17 protein-coding genes and 1 pseudogene are annotated in these 19,059 nt (G+C 72.6%); 8 read left to right on the forward strand and 10 right to left on the reverse strand.

The features are described 5' to 3' along the window. Nucleotides 1-24: 24 nt before the first annotated feature. The 3 genes from AB0L89_RS15845 to AB0L89_RS15855 all read right to left on the reverse strand — a co-directional run bounded on the left by AB0L89_RS15845 (nucleotide 25) and on the right by AB0L89_RS15855 (nucleotide 6,456). Nucleotides 25-4,923, reverse strand: coding sequence for a hypothetical protein (locus tag AB0L89_RS15845; protein WP_365140540.1), 4,899 nt, complete (start codon nucleotides 4,921-4,923; stop codon nucleotides 25-27). Further along, nucleotides 4,920-5,807 carry a DUF4132 domain-containing protein gene (locus tag AB0L89_RS15850; protein WP_365140543.1) on the reverse strand — a complete coding sequence of 296 codons (888 nt, stop codon included), beginning with the start codon at nucleotides 5,805-5,807 and terminating at the stop codon, nucleotides 4,920-4,922. Before AB0L89_RS15850 ends, AB0L89_RS15845 begins: the two co-directional genes overlap by 4 nt. An 82-nt stretch (nucleotides 5,808-5,889) precedes the next feature. Further along, nucleotides 5,890-6,456, reverse strand: a complete 567-nt coding sequence (locus AB0L89_RS15855; RefSeq protein ID WP_365140546.1) for a DUF6886 family protein — start codon at nucleotides 6,454-6,456, stop codon at nucleotides 5,890-5,892. Nucleotides 6,457-6,523: 67 nt separating this feature from the next. Here AB0L89_RS15855 and AB0L89_RS15860 point away from each other — a divergent pair. The 3 genes and pseudogenes from AB0L89_RS15860 to AB0L89_RS15870 form a co-directional block, all read left to right on the forward strand. Next, nucleotides 6,524-6,628: pseudogene (locus AB0L89_RS15860) on the forward strand (VOC family protein); the annotation flags it as partial. A gap of 251 nt (nucleotides 6,629-6,879) precedes the next feature. Next, the gene (locus AB0L89_RS15865) at nucleotides 6,880-7,575 is read left to right on the forward strand and encodes a hypothetical protein (RefSeq protein WP_365140548.1); all 696 of its coding nucleotides are present in this window, start codon (nucleotides 6,880-6,882) and stop codon (nucleotides 7,573-7,575) included. Between the two features lie 15 nt (nucleotides 7,576-7,590). Then, on the forward strand, nucleotides 7,591-8,580 hold the full coding sequence (locus AB0L89_RS15870) for a transporter substrate-binding domain-containing protein (protein ID WP_365140551.1): 990 nt from the start codon (nucleotides 7,591-7,593) through the stop codon (nucleotides 8,578-8,580). Between the two features lie 21 nt (nucleotides 8,581-8,601). On the opposite strand, the gene AB0L89_RS15875 is transcribed toward AB0L89_RS15870, so the two are convergent. The 3 genes from AB0L89_RS15875 to AB0L89_RS15885 form a co-directional block, all read right to left on the reverse strand. Then, the gene (locus tag AB0L89_RS15875; protein WP_365140554.1) at nucleotides 8,602-8,784 is read right to left on the reverse strand and encodes a hypothetical protein; all 183 of its coding nucleotides are present in this window, start codon (nucleotides 8,782-8,784) and stop codon (nucleotides 8,602-8,604) included. 393 nt (nucleotides 8,785-9,177) lie between these two features. After that, entirely contained in the window at nucleotides 9,178-9,915 is a 738-nt protein-coding gene (locus AB0L89_RS15880) for an ABC transporter permease (RefSeq protein WP_365140557.1), read from the reverse strand. 2 nt (nucleotides 9,916-9,917) lie between these two features. Further along, nucleotides 9,918-10,841, reverse strand: a complete 924-nt coding sequence (locus AB0L89_RS15885) for an ATP-binding cassette domain-containing protein (protein WP_365140560.1) — start codon at nucleotides 10,839-10,841, stop codon at nucleotides 9,918-9,920. 146 nt (nucleotides 10,842-10,987) lie between these two features. Between AB0L89_RS15885 and AB0L89_RS15890 the strand changes: the two genes are divergently transcribed. Then, nucleotides 10,988-11,647 carry a response regulator transcription factor gene (locus AB0L89_RS15890; RefSeq protein WP_365140563.1) on the forward strand — a complete coding sequence of 220 codons (660 nt, stop codon included), beginning with the start codon at nucleotides 10,988-10,990 and terminating at the stop codon, nucleotides 11,645-11,647. Between the two features lie 97 nt (nucleotides 11,648-11,744). On the opposite strand, the gene AB0L89_RS15895 is transcribed toward AB0L89_RS15890, so the two are convergent. Then, on the reverse strand, nucleotides 11,745-12,824 hold the full coding sequence (locus tag AB0L89_RS15895) for an NADH:flavin oxidoreductase/NADH oxidase (RefSeq protein WP_365140566.1): 1,080 nt from the start codon (nucleotides 12,822-12,824) through the stop codon (nucleotides 11,745-11,747). Nucleotides 12,825-12,969: 145 nt separating this feature from the next. Between AB0L89_RS15895 and AB0L89_RS15900 the strand changes: the two genes are divergently transcribed. Then, the gene (locus AB0L89_RS15900) at nucleotides 12,970-13,344 is read left to right on the forward strand and encodes a helix-turn-helix transcriptional regulator (RefSeq protein WP_365140569.1); all 375 of its coding nucleotides are present in this window, start codon (nucleotides 12,970-12,972) and stop codon (nucleotides 13,342-13,344) included. Nucleotides 13,345-13,387: 43 nt separating this feature from the next. Here the strand turns inward: AB0L89_RS15900 and AB0L89_RS15905 are convergent, their stop codons facing one another. Further along, entirely contained in the window at nucleotides 13,388-14,755 is a 1,368-nt protein-coding gene (locus AB0L89_RS15905) for an FAD-dependent oxidoreductase (RefSeq protein WP_365140572.1), read from the reverse strand. Between the two features lie 151 nt (nucleotides 14,756-14,906). Between AB0L89_RS15905 and AB0L89_RS15910 the strand changes: the two genes are divergently transcribed. Continuing rightward, nucleotides 14,907-15,518: a DUF6214 family protein gene (locus AB0L89_RS15910; RefSeq protein ID WP_365140575.1), complete on the forward strand. Its 612-nt coding sequence runs from the start codon at nucleotides 14,907-14,909 to the stop codon at nucleotides 15,516-15,518. 59 nt (nucleotides 15,519-15,577) lie between these two features. Here AB0L89_RS15910 and AB0L89_RS15915 read toward each other — a convergent pair whose 3' ends face one another. Further along, nucleotides 15,578-16,201 (reverse strand): DUF305 domain-containing protein, encoded by a 624-nt coding sequence (locus AB0L89_RS15915; RefSeq protein WP_365141062.1) that lies wholly within the window; start codon nucleotides 16,199-16,201, stop codon nucleotides 15,578-15,580. Nucleotides 16,202-16,413: 212 nt separating this feature from the next. On the opposite strand from AB0L89_RS15915, the gene AB0L89_RS15920 reads away from it, so the two are divergent. Continuing rightward, nucleotides 16,414-17,913 carry a hypothetical protein gene (locus AB0L89_RS15920; RefSeq protein WP_365140578.1) on the forward strand — a complete coding sequence of 500 codons (1,500 nt, stop codon included), beginning with the start codon at nucleotides 16,414-16,416 and terminating at the stop codon, nucleotides 17,911-17,913. Here AB0L89_RS15920 and AB0L89_RS15925 read toward each other — a convergent pair. Next, nucleotides 17,910-18,572 (reverse strand): helix-turn-helix domain-containing protein, encoded by a 663-nt coding sequence (locus AB0L89_RS15925; protein ID WP_365140581.1) that lies wholly within the window; start codon nucleotides 18,570-18,572, stop codon nucleotides 17,910-17,912. The genes AB0L89_RS15920 and AB0L89_RS15925 overlap by 4 nt on opposite strands. A 226-nt stretch (nucleotides 18,573-18,798) precedes the next feature. Here AB0L89_RS15925 and AB0L89_RS15930 point away from each other — a divergent pair, with 226 nt between their 5' ends. Beyond that, entirely contained in the window at nucleotides 18,799-19,044 is a 246-nt protein-coding gene (locus tag AB0L89_RS15930) for a DUF2630 family protein (protein ID WP_365140584.1), read from the forward strand. Nucleotides 19,045-19,059 lie beyond the last annotated feature (15 nt).

Consider the following 19,059-nt stretch of genomic DNA (forward strand, 5'->3'; position numbering starts at 1 on the left):
GTCCCTTCTCCGTCCGCCGGCCCGTCATCGCCTGCCTCCCCTGCGGCCGCTCCGCTCCTTGAACTCCTCGTAGCCCGGACCGTCGCCGTCGACGACCCGCTGCCACGCCCGCGCGTACAGCTCGGGCACCGGGCGGTCCGGCACCTGGAAGCTGCCGTTCGTCTCCGGCAGGAGCGGGACCTTCCAGGTCTCCACCGGCAGATAGGGGGACTTGCGGTCGACCCAGCCGCCGGGCAGGAAGAGCGAGCGGCCCGCGCGGGACCGCTTGGCCTCCACCACCAGGTCCGTGCCGGCCAGTTCGGCACGGGCCTTCTTGAGCCGGGCCGGCTTCCAGCCCGTCCAGGCCGCCTGGCGGCGGTCCGTCGGGTCGGGCAGCGCGAGCAGCATCAGATAGATCACCGCCGCGTCCTCCGAGAGGCCGAACCGGTCCACCGCCGCCGCGACGACGTCCGGTGCGCCGATCAGCGGATGCTGCGGGGCCCCCGCGGGCCCGTCGGCGGTGAGGAGCACCTCGAACTCCTCGCCGACCAGCGTCCGCAGGGCCCGCAGAGGGTCGCTGTGCGCCACGAGACCGGACAGGAGCGTCAGCGCCGGATGGTCCGTGCCGCCCTGCTCCGCCCCGGGCAGCAGCGCCTCGGGGCGTACCCACACCGCGTCCCACTCGGCGCGGTGCCGCATCGGCGCGAGGACCAGGGCGGGGCCCGCCTCGACCAGGCCGCGGTCGTCCTCCCCGCCGCGCGGCGGCAGTCCGAAGGCCTCCCGCACGCGTCCTCCGGTCGTCTTGCCGTCCGTGCCCCAGCTCACCCGCAGGTCGAGGAGGAGGCCCGGGTCGGCGAGCCGCTCCCGCAGGATCCGCAGGGTCTCGGGCAGCACGGCGCGCAGGGGATCGCCGTACGGCAGGCGGTAGGCCAGCCAGCTCAGCATGTTCACGTACGGAGCCAGGGCGCTGCCCTGGAGCAGGGCCTCGCGATCCTCCGGCCCCAGGGTGTCGTCGAGTGTCTGCTCGGTGCGCCCGGTCAGTTCGGGACGGGTCTCGGGGTTGAGCACATGGTCGAGGATGGGGCCGGGGCCGATCTCCGCGACGGCCTGGGCGATCAGCTCGGGCGGGGCGACGCGGTGCCTGCCGCGGGCCGAGAGCCACAGCTCGGCGACGTCGTCCAGGGTGAAGCCGGTGGTCCACAACTCCTCGACGCGCTCCGGGGCGAGGGGCACGAGGGCAGCCGTGAACATCTGCCGCTGGGCGAGCGGCAGGTCGTGCAGCGCACCCCGCGCCGCCTTGGCCTCGGCGCTCTTGGCGCCCAGCGGCTTCAGCAGTTCGGCGGAGAGCAGGGTCTCCCTGCCGTACCCCTGCAGACCCGGCAGGCCGAGCAGCAGCAGGGCTCCGGCCACCGGGTTCACCCCGACGCGCTCGGCGAACTCCACCGCCTGCTCCGGACGGTAGGGCAGCGCTCCCCGCTCCCGCACCAGCGCGACGAGCCGCCGCAGCGCGGGCGCCCGGCACGGGTCCGCCGCGGAGCCGTACACATGGGAGGCGGTGAGGGCGAGGTCGTCCCACGCGCCGAAGGCGCCCGACGGGTCGTACTCGATGCCACTCCAGAACGCGTTGTCGCCCTCCACCCGCAGGCACGACACGATCAGCATGCGCCGTGCCCCGTCGACGAGGACCTCGCCGAGCCGCTCGGGGCTGGCCTTGTGGGACGTCTTGAGCTCCACCGCACGCAGGCGTCCGCGCGGGTCGACCAGCACCGCGCCGTCGTCGGCCCGCACCTGGAGCACGGTGTCGAGGAGTTCCAGGAGGGCGGCCCGGTGCGCGTCGTCCGTCGTCGGTGAGGCGGCCCGCAGGCCGAGCGCCACCATGCCGGGGCCGGTGAGCGTCAGCCAGGCCACGGCGGTGTCGGACAGCTTCACCTTGCCGGCGGGCGCATCGGTGCCCAGGGCCCGTCCCAGCGCCGCCAGTTGCTCGATCGCGGTGGTGGACTGGTCGCCCCGGCCGTAGTAGCGGTACGTGCCGTAGAAGTGCTGTGGTCCCGTCAGGCCCTCGGCGGCCTCGCGCAGCGCGCCGTCGAACGCGTGCCGGACACGGGCCCCGGCGTCGTCCTCCCGTGCGTCGCCGAGCCGGCGGGCCCGCTCGGCGAGGACGCCGATCCGCTTGGCGCAGCGCGCGGTCTCCTCGACGAGCCCGGCCACACCCCGGGCGAGCGCCTCGTCCGTGACCGCGGGCAGCAGCCGCGCCACGGCCGCCTCGGCGCTCTCGCCGCCCTGGACGGCGGCCAGCAGGGCCGCCGCGTCCGCGTCGGTCACCGCGCGCAGCGCCTCGGAGCCCCGCTCGTCGCGCGGCCGCAGCGCGTGCCAGTACCAGAGCGGCGGCACGAAACGGGTGCCCGCCGCATACGCGCTGCCCCGGTCGCCGATCTGCACCCGGGCGACGGCCATGCCGTCCACGTCCCGCAGCTCGATCACCGACTGGTTCCAGCCGAGCCGCACCGGGTGGAGCACCGATCCCGCGGGCAGACGCAGGGGCGCGGTCGGCAGGCCGTCCGTCGTCGCGGGCCCGCGCGTACCGTCGACGGAACAGGCCGTGCGGGCCCCGGACTTCTCGTCCAGGGTCACCCACCAGCCGAGCAGCCCGTCCTTGCTGCCGAACGGCGAGCCCTCAAGGCCCGCCTGCACGGGCAGCAGTCGGCAGTTCCCCTCGTCCAGGCTTGTGCCCGGACCACTGCCGACGAGGGCCGCGTCGAAGAACGCGGGTACGGAGGCACGGCCGCGGCGCGCGGTCGCGGGGTCGTACTCGTGCCACCGTCCTTCGTGCAGCACCCAGTGGGAGACGCCGTCCGAGGCGATCTCACGGCGCAGTTCCGCGAAGGCGGTGTCCCCGGCGTGCACCGGCCGCCCGCCGTAGCAGCGGCTGCCGTCGGGGAGCGCCAACGACACCGTGCCCGCGTCGTACCAACTGTCCTGGAGACCAGTCGGCTTGAAGACATCGGCGGGGCTGCCGGACCACACCGCGCGCCGGTCGTTGCCGTACCCCGACGCGATCAGCCACTGCCCGTCGACGAACCGGACCGTCGGCTCGCCGTGTCCCGGGGACTTCGCCGGCAGGGCCAGCGTGCGCTGGTCCAGGAGGCCTTCGGGACCGGCGAGCGCGACCTGGGGGCCGACCCGGACGATCAGCGCGGGCCAGGCGTCGGCGGCCTTGTACCACTGGTCGGCGAGATGGGGCCACTGCTGCTGTCCGGCCGCCATCTTGTTGACGCCGCCGAGCGTGCCGAGCGCCTCCTCCAGCGCGGGCCAGCCCAGCTCGTCGACGATGCCCGTCCGCAGGGTCCGGCCGAGGACCGGCGCCGGATCGAAGGACACGATCCGCTCCACCGCGTCCGGCGCGGTGGCGAGGACGGCGGGCTTGGAGAACCGCGTGACGTTCCGCACCAGCGTGTCCAGGCCCGGCAGTCCGACGGGCCGGTCGAGATCCGCGGCGCGGTGCGCGAGCCAGTCCGCGATGGCCGTGCGCAGCGCGGGGTGCTCCGCGGCCCGCTCCAGCCGCGCCGAGGGCACCGCGCCGGGCCCGTCGACGCTCGACAGACTCTCCACCCCCGCCCGCAGCAGCGTCCTGAACCGGGGGTCAGAGGCCAGCGCCGTCAGATCCCTGCGCCCCGGGCTGTCGTCCAGCAGCCAGTGCTGGAGCTCCAGGCTCTCCGCCTCCTTCGGCGGGGTGGCGACCGGCACCCCGGCCGCGAGCGCGCTGTCGAGGAGATCGAGGTCCACCTCGCAGCGCCAGCCGCGGTCGACGACGATCCGCACCGGCGTGCCGTCCTCGATCAGCCGCGGCGCGAGCCGCTCCACCAGCGTCAGTTCCGCGGCGAGGCGGCTCGACTCCCGCCAGCCGCGCTGCCGGTGCCGCGCCCACGCGCTCAGCCATTCCGCGGCGCTCGCCGATCCGTCCAGGAGCAGCGCGATCGCCCCGCACCGGTCGAGGAGCGCGAGCCAGGCCTCGTCGAAGGACTCCGCGGAGTCGCCCCCGGCGGTCGGCAGCAGCGTCAACAGCCGCTGCCGCACGGCCGGATCGGCCTCGGCGAGCTCGGCGAGCGCGGGCAGCGCGGACTTCCAGAAGCTGCCGGCCGCGCGCGTCATCGAGCCCGAGTGGATGATCTCCGCGAGCAGTGAGCACTCCTCGGCGCGGGCCGTGAGCCCCGCGTTCTTCGCGAGGCGGCGCAGGTCCTCCAGCATTCCGGCGTACGGGGCGATGCCCGCCGCGCAGCGCTGCAGCGACAACGTCCTGAACTGGTCGTACGCCTCCTGGCCCGACAGCCGTGCCGCGAGTCCCTTGGCGTGCTCGCGCAGCACCTTGCCGCTGAGCGCGCCCGCGCCCGCGAACTCCAGGAACACCTCCCGCAGCCGCTCCTCGTCGATCGCGAGGCCGTGCCGCTGCTCGGCCGCGCGGGCCTTGCCGAAGAACACCGAGGCGTGCTGGCCGGACTCGGCCGCCAGGAACAGCCGGGCGACCTGTTCGTAGTACGTCGGCAGGAAGTGCGGCACGGAGCGGTCGAGGCGGTCCCCGATCTCGTCGAAGCCCTCCTTGGCGTGGCCGGGCTTGCTGCCGACCAGCCGCCCGAGGCGCTCCATCTCCTTGACCACGGCGAGCGCGTGCCGGCCGTTCGCCGGGTCGTTGACCAGGGCCCAGGCAGGGAAGCCGAGCGACTGGCGCTGCACCCGCCCGACCGTCGTCGTCGCGTCGGCGCCGAAGCCCAGGTACTCCAGGGCGAGGTCCTCGGCGGGGCCGATCGCCTCCGGCACCAGGCGCACCACCGTGCGGCCTTCGAGCACCGGGTGTGTGTACGCCCGCGCGGTGAGCGTGTCCCCGGCCGCGCCGTCCCCGGCCGGCGGCAGCACCGCGCCCGCCTCCAGCAGCTTCAGTTCCGTGCTCACAGCTCCACCCCGTCCTCGTCGTGCTCGCTCTTGGCCACGCGCCCCGCGTGGATGAGGGCGGCCATGCGGACGCCCTCCGACCAGGCCACAGGACCCACCTCGCCGAGCGGCACCCGGCGTCCTCCCGCGGCCCGCCACTCCAGGCCGCCCGTGTACGCCTCGCTCTCGGGGTAGTCGTCCCCCAGCCAGTACGCCGCCTCCAGCGCGCGGCCGTCCTCCGTCAGCGGGCACACCGCGTAACCTCCGCGCACGCGGTATCCGTACGACCCCGCGCGGGTGGTCGCGTGGCGCAGCTCCTCGAACTTGGCGTTGGCGTACGCCCCCCACTCCTGCGCCGCCCCGTCGATGTCGTCCGGGCGCGGCCACACCTCGCGGAACAGCTGGTCCAGGCCCTGCTCGACGGCCAGCTCGGCGGCGAACTCCCGCAGGTCCTCCAGGTCTTCGAGGAGCACCGGGTGCGGGATCAGCACCTGCTCGGCGTCCAGCCGCACCGAGTCGCCGTCCAGGTCGACGATGCCGAGGCCCCGCTCGGGGTCGGCGTCCCGCAGGAACCCGGCGCGCTCGGTGTCGGCTTCGCCGTCGGCCCCCACCGGCGCCACCACCAGGTCCCGCAGCGCCCCCTGCCAGGCCGCGTCGGGCCAGACCCGGGCGAGCAGCCCGGCGGGCACGGGGAGTGAGCGCACCAGCCAGGTGTCCACCTGCGCCCGACACTCCCGCTCGTGCCGCTCCAGCCACTCGGCGAGCTGGCGCAGCCGCACCACCTCGGCGTCCTCGCGCAGCTTCGCGGGGACCTGCTTCAGCGTGCGCCCCGCGGAATTCCTGCACAGCACCCGCGTGCCGTCCAGGGTGACCGCGTACCCGCCCGCCGTCTCGACCCAGCCCATGACAGGACCCCTCCCAGACCTCCTGCTTTCCATGTCGATCACAGTAGGTGAGGGGTCTGACAATCCGTCTCCGGCCCCGGAATCAGGGGGTGGGCGCGGGGGCGGAGGCGGGCCCGGGCGGCGGCGCGGCGTTGTGCAGCCGGATGCCGCTGAAGCCGAGTCCGCCGGCGGTGACGGCGTCCCAGAACTCCCAGAGGTCGTTGACGAACCGCAGTTGGATGTCGGCCTCCTGATGCAGGGCGAGGAGGTCGGTCACGGGCTCGGGCGGGCCGAGCGGAGTCACGCTCCGTGTCGCGACCCAGGCGTGCGGATCGGGCCCGCCGAACGGCTCGAAGTCGGCCGCGGGCAGCCGGTACGCGTAGAGCCGGGCGGTCAGGAAGCGTTCGGCCCAGGCGTACTCGACGGCGTGCACCCGCCGTTCGCGCCCCGCACCGAGCACGGCGCGGCGGTCCGCCGCGGTGGTCGTGGCGGTGACCCAGGCCATGGCGCGCGGGCACTGCCGGGGAAACCAGTACGAGGGGGAGTTCGCGGCGTCGACGGCCCAGACGTACGGCTCGCGCTGTCGCGCCGTGCCGGCGACGTGCGGGTGGAACACGCTGATGGACGGGTCCTCGGAAAAGTGCAGAACTTCGCCCGGGTTCGGTCTCATCGGGGCATGGTCCCCCGCACGTGCACCGTGCCGCACGGGCTTTTTGTGCGGGGTACCACGGGTACCCGGCGCGCGGCCGGTCGACACCAAGGACACCAACGGGCCGCGGGACTCCCGCACGTACTCCGATCCCGCGGGCCATTCCTTCACTCTGGCGGCCGTCCCGGAGTAGAGGCCCGCCCTCCGCGAGGCCCTCCTGTGAGAGGTGCTCCCGCGGAGGGTGCTCTCGTGGGCAGACGTCCCGTAAGAACCCCTTCCGCGGCAACCGGTCCGAATCCCGCTGGATACGCCCGCATCCGAATCCCTCTGGATACGCCCGCAGCGGAACTCCCCGCTGGCATACGCACGTTGAGGTCCATCCCATCACCCTCTGTGGCATCCTTTCCGTCCACACGTATCTCGCGCGCGGGGAGGTGGCGCCACGTGGCCGCACGGTCGAAGCCCCTTGCGACGGGCAGCGGTCCGGCGCGGGAGCGCGGGGCGGACGCGGGAGGCCAAGCGCCCGATCCCGAGGGCCGTCGCTACTTCGCGGTGCTGTTCCTCGTGCATCTCGTCGTGATGGTCGCCCTGATCGTCTTCGCGGTCATCGGTGACTCGGCGACCGCGCTGACCGTCGCCGGGGGCGGCTTCATCGCGTACGTCTCCGCCGCCATGACGTTCTTCGCGCGCCGCGAAGAGCGCCAGGAAGTGACGCAGCATCTGCTGACGTTCCTCGCCGCGTTCTTCGTCGCGGTGGTCGCCGGGGCGATCCTGTGGTGGGTGCGGGCGGCGCAGCCCGACGACGTTCTGGGCGACGCGCGCCTGAAGGGCGACATGGTGGGCGCCGGGGCGACGGCGCGGCTGGTCGTGGCCCGTGACCCGGGCTCCCACGACGAGCTGAAGGCGACGTTCACCGCGAGGCAGATCGCGGCGGGGGAGTCACCGTGTCTGGGCATGGGAAAGCTGAGCTTCCAGGGCGGGGACATCGAGAAGGCGCACTCCGTCCCGCTGGAGAAGACGCTCACCCCCACCCTGAGGCTCGACGACCCGGGCCCCGACGTCTCGGTCGACATCCAGCTCGTCGGCAACGCCGACTGCCGGGTCAAACTCACGCTCAAGAAGGCGGAGTACCGCCGGTAGCCGAAGGAGGGCGTCATGCCCCGCACAGTGCCGTCAGCAGCCCGCCGGGCGTCTTCCCGCGCGCGCCTCGTCACCGCCGCGTGCCTGTCGGCCCTGGTCCTGGCCGCGTGCGGCGGCGGAGGCGGCGAGGACCGGGCGGCCGACAAGGCCCCGACGCGTAAGGACGGGAAGGACGCCGACGCCGGGAAGTCGCTGTTCGACAAGAAGACGGTCAACGTCGCGGTGAAGAAGGGCCAACCGGGATTCAGCACGCGCAGCGAGGAGGAGGACGACTTCGCGGGGTTCGAGGCGCAGTTGGTGCAGTTCCTCAGCACGGACCTTGACTTCAAGGCGGCGGACTGGGACGTCCAGTCCCGCAACCGCGAGAAGGTGCTGACGGAGGGGAGCATGGACCTGGTGGTGGCCACGTACTCCATCACCGCGCCTCGCGACAAGGAGATCGACTTCACGGCGCCCTATCTCAAGACCTATCAAGGAGTGCTGGTCCGCGAGAAGGAGAAAGGGATCAAGCGCCTTGCGGACGTCGACGGCAAGCGGGTCTGCAGCGTGCGCGGCTCCACGGGTGACCCCGAGAGCGAGAAGGACGCCAAGGCGAAGAAGGCGGTGCGCGACGCGCTGGGCCCGAACGTGGTGGCCGAGCTCCGCAACAGCTACAAGTCCTGCGTGAAGGAGCTGATCCGCGGCAACTTCGGCGCGGTCTGGACCGACAAGATCATCCTGGAGGGGTTCGAGCGGGATCCGCGCTACCGCAAACACGTCAAGGTGGTCAGGAACATCACCGTCAAGAAGAAGCAGTTCTACGGCATCGGTCTGCGCGAGGGCCACGAAGCGGACTGCCGCCGGCTGAACGACGCCCTGAAGCGCTTCCTCGACACCGAGTGGGCGATGGCCTTCCACACGTACTTCCCGAGCATCACGGAGCGCGTGGCGGGCTACGAACAGCAGTACAAGCCCACCGACGACGAGTTCGAGGCACTGGCCAAGACGTCGTGCGGGCGTGAGTAGACCGCGGGGAGCGGCGGGGTGTCAGCGCTTCTTCCAGAACGCCATCAGGTCGGCCAACGCGCGGATGATCTCCGGCCGTTCCGCCGCGTCCGCCCGGCGCAGGCTGATGACGAGTGACAGCAGGATCATCACGACGAAGAGTCCGACGACGTAGAGAAAGATCATCGGCGTCGCGACGGCCACTTGCTCCAGCACGGCCCACATACCGCCTCCCGGGGACGGTCGAGCCGCCGCATCCGAGAGGACTCCGCCGGGAGCGAAGATCCCAACGAAGGCAGGCGGACACCTGTCATGACGCAGTGCCCGCCGACTGCGCCCTTCGGACGACCGAAGGCTTCGTTGAGACCTCGAACCACACAGGTGCTGCTCGGCACGGGCTGGGCGGCCGCCTTGTTCCCTCAAGAGGCCGCGGTCACGAAGCGACATGGCGGGCAACGGCTGAGACGTTGCCCCCAAGAGGCCTCGCGCCCTCTCACTGTAGGGGCGCGAGCGGATCGCTGACAACGAGTGCAGCGGTCCTCACCGCAGGGGGAAGATCGTGGTCCGCGTCCGACCGCGTCGTCCCCCGGTAGCGCCGTCGCCCGAGTGCCCCGCGCCCTACGCGTCCCTCCGCCGGAGCGACCACCACCCCGCCAGGAGCGCCGCCCCCGTCCACAGGGCCGTGATCCCGAGGCCCGTCCACGGGGCCAGGCCGCTCGGCGGGTCGGCGTACAGGACCTGCTGGCCCGCGCGGTCGGGGAGGTAGTCCGCGACGGAGCCGGACGTCTCACCAAGGACCATGGAGACGATCAGGATGAACGGGATCAGGATGCTCAGCACGGCGAGGCCGCTGCGCAGGACCGCCGTGAGGCCGGCGGCGAAGAGGGCCATCAGGGCGAGGTAGACGGCCCCGCCCAGGCAGGCGCGCAGCGCGGCCGGGTCGCCGGGGCCCAGGGCCGAGTCGCCGAGGAAGGCGCTGCCGCCGAGGAACGACACGAACGTCGTCACCAGGCCCATCGCCAGCGCGAGTCCCGCCACGTTCGCGAGCTTGGCCGCGTAGAACAGGCCCCGGTTCGGCACCGCCGTCAGCGACGCGCGGATGGCGCCGCCCTGGTACTCGGCCGACATGGCCGCCGTGCCGAAGGAGATGGCCGCGATCTGACCGAGGTCGAGGCCGAGGAAGACGGTGAACAGTGCGTCGAAGTCGGCGCTGTCCGCCTCGGAGTCGCCGGTCGCCGCATTGGCCGCCACGGCGAATCCGGCCGTCAGCAGGAACACGGCCAGCAGTGACCACACGGCCCCGCGCAGGGTCCTGATCTTGATCCACTCGGAGCGGAGTACGGCGGCGGTGGACATGGTCAGGCCTCCTGCGGGGCGGGTGCGGAGAATTCCGTGGCGGAAGCGGTGAGATCGAGGTAGGCCTGCTCCAACGTGGCCTCCTCGGAGGCGAGTTCGAGGAGCACGATGCCCTCCCGGGCGGCGAGGTGGCCGACGGCATCGGTCTCGGCGCCGTCGATCAGCAGGCGCCCGCCGTCCGCTGCGACGGGGGTGTGGCCGTGCCGCACCAGCGCCTCCCGCAGCCGCGCGGGTTCCGTCGTACGGACGCGGGCGCGCGGTGTCACACGCGCGGCGATGAAGTCCTTCGTCGACGTGTCCGCCAGCAGCCTGCCCCTGCCCAGGACGATCAGATGGTCCGCGAACGACGCCGTCTCGCCCATGAGATGGCTGGAGACGAGCACGGTGCGGCCCTCCTTCGCGAGGGTGCGCAGCAGCTCGCGGATCCAGATGATGCCCTCGGGGTCGAGGCCGTTCGACGGCTCGTCGAGCAGCAGTACCCGGGGGTCGCCGAGCAGGGCCGCGGCGATGCCGAGCCGCTGGCGCATGCCGAGCGAGAACGTCTTCACGCGGCGGGACGCCGCCTTCGCGATGCCGGTCAGTTCGAGGACCTCGTCCACGCGTCGGCCGGGGATGCGGTTGCTTGCCGCGAGAGCCAGAAGATGACCGCGGGCGGTCCGGGACCCGTGCGGTGCCTGCGCGTCCAGGAGCGCGCCGACGTGCCGCAGCGGTTCGTCGAGCCGCGTGAACGGGCGGCCGCCGATGGTCGCGGTGCCCGCACTCGGGCGGTCGAGGCCGAGCATCAGACGCATGGTGGTGGACTTGCCCGCGCCGTTGGGCCCCAGGAACCCGGTGACCCGGCCCGGCCGGACGGAGAAGGTGAGGCGGTCGACCGCGTGCACCCGTCCGTAGACCTTGCTCAGGTCCTTCACTTCGATGGCTGTCATGGTGACGAGCCTGCCGTTCGCGGGGGAGGGGCCGCTTCCCCCGGCCGAGGGAACGTCCTCCCCCGCGCGGGGGAGGCAACTCCCGCGCCCCAGGCGGATCGTGACTCCCGCGAGGCCCGCGTCACCCTGCCGTTACAGTGACCGGCATGCCGATCACCGTTCTGCTCGTCGACGACGACGCGCTCGTGCGCGCCGGGCTGCGCGCCATCCTGGAGGCGCAGCCCGACATCGAGGTCGTCGGCGAGGCGGCGGACGGCGCGGCCGTCATCCCCCTGGTCGGGAAGCTGAGGCCGGACGTCGTCGCCATGGACGTGCGCATGCCGCTGATGGACGGCATCGAGGCGACCCGGGCCGTCCTGCGGACGGTCGCCGACCCGCCGAAGATCCTCGTCATCACCACGTTCGAGGAGGACGAGTACGTCTACGGTGCGCTGCGCGCCGGCGCCGACGGGTTCCTGCTCAAGCGCGCGAGGCCCACCGAGATCGTGCACGCGGTGCGGATCGTCGCCGAGGGCGATTCGCTGCTGTTCCCGCCCGCGCTGCGCTCCTTCGCCGCCGCGCACGGCAACGCCTCGGCGCGCGACGCCTTCGCGAAGGCCGCGCTCACCGGCCGCGAGGGCGAGGTCCTGCGGTGCGTCGCGCGCGGCCTGACGAACGCGGAGGTGGCGGCCGAACTGCACCTGGGCACCGAGACGGTGAAGACGCACGTCAGCGCGGTGCTGGCGAAGCTCGGCGCACGCGACCGCGTGCAGGCCGTGATCGCGGCGTACGAGTCGGGCTTCATCACCCCCGGGGCCGAGGGGTAGCGCCGCCGCCGCGCCGGGCGCGCGGACGGGCGGCGTGCCGGGTACGCGGACGGGCGCCGCGTCGAGGGCGCGGCGCCCGACGCGGCGTGCCGTTCCCTCAGACGGACCGGTGGTACTGGTCCGGCACGTGCACCTCGCCGCCCAGCTCACGCGCGGCGCGCCGCGCCCAGGAGGGGTCGCGCAGCAGTTCCCGGCCGAGCAGGACGGCGTCCGCCTCGCCGTTGGCGAGGATCTTCTCCGCCTGTTCCACGTCGGTGATCAGGCCGACGGCGGCGACCGGAAGGTCCGTCTCGGCCTTCACCCGTGCCGCGAAAGGGACTTGGTAGCCGGGGCCGACGGGGATCTTGACCCCCGCCGCGTTGCCGCCCGTGGAGACGTCCAGCAGGTCGACGCCGTGCTCCTTGAGGGTGCGGGCGAAGCGCACGGTGTCGTCGACGGTCCAGCCCGCCTCCTCCAGCCAGTCGGTGGCGGAGATGCGGAAGAACAGCGGCTTGTCCTCGGGCCACACGGCCCGCACCGCGTCGACGACTTCGAGTGCGAAGCGGGTGCGGTTCTCGTACGGGCCGCCGTACGCGTCGGTGCGCTTGTTGCTGTGCGGGGAGAGGAACTCGCCGATCAGGTAGCCGTGCGCGCCGTGGATCTCGGCGACGTCGAAGCCGGCGTCCAGCGCGCGCCGCGCGGCGTCGGCGAACTCCGTGACGACCTCGCGGATCTGCTCGACGGTGAGCTCCGTCGGCACGGGGTGGCGCTCGTCGAAGGCGACGGCGCTGGGCGCGAGCGGCTGCCAGCCGTGCGCGTCGGGGCCGACCGGGGCGCCGCCCTTCCAGGGCCGGTCGGTCGACGCCTTGCGGCCCGCGTGGGCGAGCTGGATCGCCGGCACGGTGTCCTGGCTCCGCAGGAAGTCCGTGATGCGGCGGAACGCCCGTACCTGCGTGTCGTTCCAGATGCCCAGGTCGTACGGGCTGATGCGGCCCTCGGGGCTGACGGCGGTGGCCTCGACGACGATCAGGCCCGTGCCGCCGGCGGCACGGGCCGCGTAGTGCGCGAAGTGCCAGTCCCGCGGGGCGCCCGTCTCGGGCCCCTCGGGCGCCGCCGAGTACTGGCACATCGGAGGCATCCAGACCCGGTTGGGGATCGTCAGCGATCGCAGGGTGCAGGGCTCGAACAGCGCGCTCACGGCGGCCTCCCAATCGTCAGGGCTGAAGTGCTGCTCGTACGATAGACCCCGTAGTACGGAAAATGTCAAACTACGATGGCTCTCGTACAATGACGATGAGGATCAGGGACGCCGCCTCAGGAACACAGGACGAAGTGGAGCCGCCATGACGACCGCCGCCGCGACCGGCAGCGCGAGCAGCAGGACGCTCGCCCACCCCGAGCCGCAGGAGATCCGGCTGGAGGGCGTGCTGCACGCCCTGGCCGACCCGCTGCGGCTGCGGGTGGTGCGTGACCTGGCCCGGGAGGAGGGCGCGGACGGGCTCTCCTGTTCGCACTTCGACCTGCCCGTCACCAAGTCCACGCTGACGCACCACTTCCGCGTGCTGCGCGAGAGCGGTGTCATCCGGCAGATCTACCGCGGCACGACCAAGCTGAACGTGCTGCGCCGTGCCGACCTGGACGCGCTCTTCCCCGGCCTGCTCGACAGCGTCCTCGCCGCGGCCGTGCGCCAGGTGGACCCGCCCGGCGCCGACGGCTGACCGGCCGCCGACCCGTCTGATCGACCCGCCGCGACCCGTCGGATCAGCCCGCCGCGCCCCGCGCGGCGGCCCGCAGCCCCGGCCAGTCCGGGATCTTCACCACGCCCCGCCCCAGCGAGCGCCCCAGCTCCGCCTCCGCCCGCTCGATCGCCAGCCATCCCGACCACTCCACGGGCGCCTGCCCCAGGGCCCTGAGCCCGGTCAGCGGATCGGACGAAAGCTCCCTCCGTACGAGGGCGGGGGCGTCGTCGAGCAGGGAGAGCACCGTCTCCTTCGCGCACGGGCGATTGGTGCCGATGACGCCGGTCGGGCCGCGCTTGATCCACCCGGCCACGTACTCGCCGGGGGACGGCACGCCGTCGCGCAGCACCCGGCCCGCGGCGTGCGGCACCGTGCCCCGGTCCGGGTCGAACGGCAGCCCCTCCAGAGGGACTCCGCGATAGCCGACCGAGCGCAGCACCAACTGGGCCGCGATGTCCTCGTACCGCCCCGTACCCGTCACCCCGCCCCTGCCGTCCGGCACCGTGCGCTCGAACCGCACCCCGGCGACCCGGCCCGCGGGGCCCGCCGTCAGGGAGACGGGACGCAGGAAGAAGCGCAGTCTGATCCGGCGCGCCAGGTCCCGGGCGGGGCGCTCGGCCCAGCCGCGCAGCACCTCCACGTTGCGGCGGCTCGCGGCGGGCAGCCCCGAGGGGTCGGCGTACGCGGGGTCGAGGGCCAACTCCGCCGGGTCCACCAGGACTTCGGTGTCCGGGAGCGAGCCGAGCTCCCGCAGCTCCTTGGTGGTGAACCGGGCCTGCGAGGGCCCGCGCCGCCCCACCATCTGCACCTCGCGCACCCGGCTGTCCGCGAGCACGCCGAGCGCCGCGTCCGGCATGTCGGTGGGCAGCAACTCGGAGACGCCCCGGGCCAGCATGCGGGCGACGTCCACCGCGACGTTCCCGACGCCGATGACGGCGGCGGACTCCACGCCCCGCACGAAGCCGTCCTGCGCGAAGCCGTCCGTCAACGCGTCCGGGTGCGCGCTGTACCAGGAGACGAACTCGGTCGCCGAATGGCTGCCGGGCAGGTCCTCGCCGGGCACCCCGAGCCGGCGGTCCGCCGCCGCGCCGACGCAGTAGACGACCGCGTGGTAGAGGCCGAGCAGCCGCTCCGGTGGCACGGTGCCGGGGCCGATCTCGACGCCGCCGAGGAAGCGCACCCGCTCGTGCTCCAGGACCGTACGCAGGTTGTTCTGCAAGGACTTGATCTTCTCGTGGTCCGGCGCGACGCCGTAGCGGACCAGGCCGTACGGGCAGGGGAGGCGGTCGAGCACATCGACCCGCACGTCCGGCACCCGGTCCTGCTGGACGAGGGTCTGCGCGGCGTACACCCCGCTGGGACCCGCTCCGACGACGGCGACCTGCAGCACGTGGTGCTCCCTCCGCGAGACGGGCCCGGGACGGTCCCAGGATCGCACCACGGGGTCGCGCTGTCAGGGGTATGCGGTGGTCGGGGGAGACCTCCGTACGCCTGAGCGCGCCGTTCCTGTTCAAATGCGATTGCACGGATAGCGTGCGCTTGTGAGGGATAGCTCATATTTTGACGTTTCTGATCACTATCAGCCGGATGGTGCCGTCACGGTCTGGCCGGGCGGGGAGTCCCAGGGATACGGCCCCGCCGCGCCCGGCGACGTCCTTCCGCCCTGGTGCCACGTCCGCCTGACCTTCGCGGACGGCGCGGCGCTCGACGTCCTCGCCGTGGCGGCGCAGGGCCACGTGCCCGTCGATCCCCCGCGCGCCGAGCCCCTGCTCTTCCTCGACGGCCTCGTCACGCGAGCCGACAAGGCCGAGCGCCCGCCGCACGACGCCTGGCCGGTCGTCGCGGAGCAGTACGCGCAGGGTGAGACCGACCCGCCGAGCTCACGGCCTGACGCCTTCTCCGGCAGCCCCTCCGACGGCTTCGACGGCTCCTCCCGGGAGCCCGTCGCCACGCGCCGGGCCCGCCCGGCCCTGCCGCGCGGCAACGCGGGGCGCCGCGCCGTCGCCGACACCTACCGCGCCGCGCAGGACGAGGGGCGCGACCCGGTGCTCGCCGTGATGTGCGCGACCGGGCGCAGCCGCCGCAAGTCGCTCAGGCTGATCGCGGGCGCGCGCGACGCGGGCTATCTGACGCCGCGCCACCACCGCAGGTAGCGAAGGCCGACGGCCCCGGGGCGCGGCGGACGGCCGCTCCCCGGTCCGGCGCGCGGCCCTCAGTCCATCTCCCGCATCCGGCCGATCTCGCTCGACTGCTGTGCCACCACGTCGTTCGCCATCTCCTCCACCTGGACGTTGTTGCCGTCCGAGAGGACCTCCGTGGCCATGGTGATCGCGCCGTTGTGGTGCGTGATCATCAGCTTGAGGAAGAGCTCGTCGAAGGCCTTGCCCTTCGCGGCGCGCAACTGCTTCAGCTGTGCGTCCGTCGCCATGCCGGGCATCGTCCCGTGGTCGTGTCCGGCGTGTTCGCGCGGCCCGCCGTGGTTCTTCAGCCAGCCCTTCATCGCACCGATCTCCGGCCCCTGCGCGGCGCTGATGCGCGACGCGAGCCGCTTGACGCGGCTGGATTCGGCCCGCTTCGGGGCCAGTTCGGTCATCTTCAGGGCCTGTCCGTGGTGCACGATCATCATCTGCGTGTAGGTGAAGTCGGCCGAGTTGGGCGTGTCGTCGTCGGCCCGCTGCTCGGCGGCGTCCTGCGCGGACAGCGTCTCCGCGGCCTCGCCCGGCTTGCCGGGCGCGATCACCGAGGGCCCCGGCGAGGCCTTGTGCCCCGCGTCGGATCCGCCGTCACCGCCCGCGTCGGAGTCGCAGCCCCCGAGCAGGAGGACGGCTGTCGTCATGAGCGCGGTGGCGGCGGACGTACGACGGTTGAGCACTGCGACCTCCTGTGACACGCGGGTGTTCCGAGGGTTGTCCTAGCACGCGGCGGGGCTGCGGTGACAGGACGGCCGTATGACGAGTTTGTTGCACCCTATTGATCTGTGCATGACGGGCACGATACTGCCGGTGGACGCGATCCGTTCCACTGCGAACGGCGACAAGGGAGGACGCAGTGACCCTGAACAACCCCCGAACTCGGCGCAGACGCCTGGGAGTCGGCGTGGCGGCGGCGGGACTGCTCGCCGCGCTGCTCACCGCCGCGCCCGCGGGAGCGATCCCCGACCCCGGCGACTCGCCCGCAGCCCCTCAGGGCGTATCCAAGAGCGAAGAGAAGCAGACGAAGGACGCCATCGGGCGCGGCGACATCCCCGCGCCCGGCGAGATCGACCGCTCGGACAACATCGAGCACCTGGCCAACGTCCCCAAGGACGCGCTGCCCGGCCTGAACACGGACATCGCCTTCCAGGGGAAGTACGCCTTCGCCGGCAACTACGACGGCTTCCGCATCTACGACATCAGCAACCCCAAGGCGCCCAGGACGGTTTCGCAGGTCCTGTGCCCCGGATCGCAGAACGACGTCTCCGTCTCGGGCAACCTGCTCTTCCTGTCGACGGACTCCTCGCGCAGCGACAACTCCTGCAACAGCACCTCCCAGCCCGCGACGGAGAAGTCCTCGTGGGAGGGCATGAAGATCTTCGACATCAGCGACAAGGCGAACCCCAAGTACGTCTCGGCGGTCGAGACGGCCTGCGGCTCCCACACGCACACGCTGGTGCCGGAGCGCAAGAACGTCTACGTGTACGTCTCCTCGTACTCCCCGAGCGCGACGTTCCCCGACTGCCAGCCGCCGCACGACGGCATCTCCGTCATCAAGGTGCCGCGCAAGGCCCCCGAGAAGGCCGCGGTCGTGGGCTTCCCCGTGCTCTTCCCCGGTGAGGGCCCCGACGGCGGCGGCAACCCGGGCGGGCCCACCAACCCGGGCGTCCAGAAGACCACCGGCTGCCACGACCTCACCGTGCTGCCCTCCGAGGACCTCGCGGCCGGCGCCTGCATGGGCGACGGCATCCTGTTCTCGATCAAGGACCCCGAGCACCCGAAGGTCATCGACCAGGTCCAGGACAACAAGAACTTCGCGTTCTGGCACTCGGCGACCTTCAACCAGAAGGCGAACAAGGTCGTCTTCACCGACGAGCTGGGCGGCGGCAGCGCCGCCACCTGCGACGCGGCCACCGGCCCCGAGCGCGGCGCCAACGGCATCTACGACATCAAGGGCAAGGGCGACAAGCGCAAGCTCGTCTTCCGGAGCTACTTCAAGATCCCGCGCCACCAGGGCGCGACCGAGAACTGCGTGGCCCACAACGGCTCGCTGATCCCGGTCAAGGGCAAGGACCTCATGGTGCAGGCCTGGTACCAGGGCGGCGTCTCCGTCTGGGACTTCACCGACTCCACCCGGCCCAAGGAGATCGGCTACTTCGACCGCGGTCCGCACACCACCGACAAGATCACCGTCTCGGGTTCCTGGTCGGCGTACTACTACAACGGCCTGGTCTACTCGAACGAGATCAACCAGGGACTCGACGTACTGAAGATCAACGACAAGCGCACGGACCCCGGGCGGAAGGTCCGCCTGCATGAGCTCAACGTCCAGACCCAGCCGGACTACTTCGACTAGTCGCTCGACCGGCCGCTGAGCCGCCTGGCCGGCCGGTCGGCCCCGCAGGTCCCGTCGGGTGGCGTGTCGCCCGGCGGGACCCCCAGCTTCCAGTCGAGGTCGTAGCGCTGGAACAGCTCGGCCCGCAGCGTCCCCAGCGGCATCGGCGCCCCCGGGATGAGCAGGGCGACGACCGTGCCCATCAGCAGCGCCCGCAGCAGCGGATAGTCCCGGTCGACGTCCGTCGATCCGTAACGCACCACCGTGTCCCGCAGCAGCTCGGCCAGCCGCTGCTGCTCGGGGCACTGCACGAAGCCCTCGGCCTGCAGGATGCCCGCCATGTGCGTGCGCATGAGCAGTGGTTCGTCGCGGGCCAGGCCCAGGATCGCGTCGATGGCACGCGCGAGGCGCTCGCGGCCGTCCTCGGTGCGCGGCTCCCGTTCCAGGCCCGCCTCCAGCGTGCGGTGCATCAGCCGGTGCACCGCCGACTGGAGCAGCTGCCGCTTGCCGGGGAAGTAGTACGACACCAGGCCGCGGGCCGCGCCCGCGCGGTCCGCGATGTCGCCGAGCGTCGTGGCCTCGTAGCCGCGCTCGCCGACCAACTCCACCGTGGCCTGCAGCAGCCGCTCCCGGGAACGCCTGCGCAGCTCTTCATTCACCGACGGGCTACGCGGGGACATCCTGAATAACTCCTGCGTTGACTGGCTCCGAGCCAATATACTCAGCGAGTCCCGTCCAAGGGGCCCGTACGGGTCCCGTTCGGGACACGACGGCCTCGGGCAGGCAACACCGCGGGGGAGTGTTGCCTGCTCGCAGGCGGTTCGGCGCGGTCCGACCGGCCGCTCTCCTCGCCGATCCGGCCCGCCCTCCCTAGAGTGGGCCGGGGGGCCGAGGAGGCTTGCTGACATGGACCAAGAGCAGATCCTGTCCCGGATCACGGCCATGGTCGAGGACGAGAAGAAGCTGCGCGACGCGCTGGCCGCGGGCGAGATCGACGAGCCCACGGAGCACGCCCGGCTCGGCGCCCTGGAGCGTGAGCTCGACCAGTGCTGGGACCTGCTGCGCCAGCGGCGCGCCAAGGCCGAGTTCGGCGAGAACCCCGACGACGCGCGGGTCCGCCCGGCCGACGAGGTCGAGGGATACCAGTCATGATTCCCGCGCCGTACT

This window comes from Streptomyces sp. NPDC052114, assembly GCF_040680155.1.
In the GTDB taxonomy this organism is placed as follows: domain Bacteria; phylum Actinomycetota; class Actinomycetes; order Streptomycetales; family Streptomycetaceae; genus Streptomyces.

Coding starts and splice junctions, on each gene's coding strand:
- AB0L89_RS15900 (WP_365140569.1), top strand. CDS start 12,970: ATGACGACCGCCGCCGCGACCGGCAGCGCGAGCAGCAGGACGCTCGCC.
- AB0L89_RS15925 (WP_365140581.1), bottom strand. CDS start 18,572: ATGTCCCCGCGTAGCCCGTCGGTGAATGAAGAGCTGCGCAGGCGTTCC.
- AB0L89_RS15870 (WP_365140551.1), top strand. CDS start 7,591: ATGCCCCGCACAGTGCCGTCAGCAGCCCGCCGGGCGTCTTCCCGCGCG.
- AB0L89_RS15885 (WP_365140560.1), bottom strand. CDS start 10,841: ATGACAGCCATCGAAGTGAAGGACCTGAGCAAGGTCTACGGACGGGTG.
- AB0L89_RS15915 (WP_365141062.1), bottom strand. CDS start 16,201: ATGACGACAGCCGTCCTCCTGCTCGGGGGCTGCGACTCCGACGCGGGC.
- AB0L89_RS15850 (WP_365140543.1), bottom strand. CDS start 5,807: ATGGGCTGGGTCGAGACGGCGGGCGGGTACGCGGTCACCCTGGACGGC.
- AB0L89_RS15855 (WP_365140546.1), bottom strand. CDS start 6,456: ATGAGACCGAACCCGGGCGAAGTTCTGCACTTTTCCGAGGACCCGTCC.
- AB0L89_RS15930 (WP_365140584.1), top strand. CDS start 18,799: ATGGACCAAGAGCAGATCCTGTCCCGGATCACGGCCATGGTCGAGGAC.
- AB0L89_RS15875 (WP_365140554.1), bottom strand. CDS start 8,784: ATGTGGGCCGTGCTGGAGCAAGTGGCCGTCGCGACGCCGATGATCTTT.
- AB0L89_RS15890 (WP_365140563.1), top strand. CDS start 10,988: ATGCCGATCACCGTTCTGCTCGTCGACGACGACGCGCTCGTGCGCGCC.
- AB0L89_RS15880 (WP_365140557.1), bottom strand. CDS start 9,915: ATGTCCACCGCCGCCGTACTCCGCTCCGAGTGGATCAAGATCAGGACC.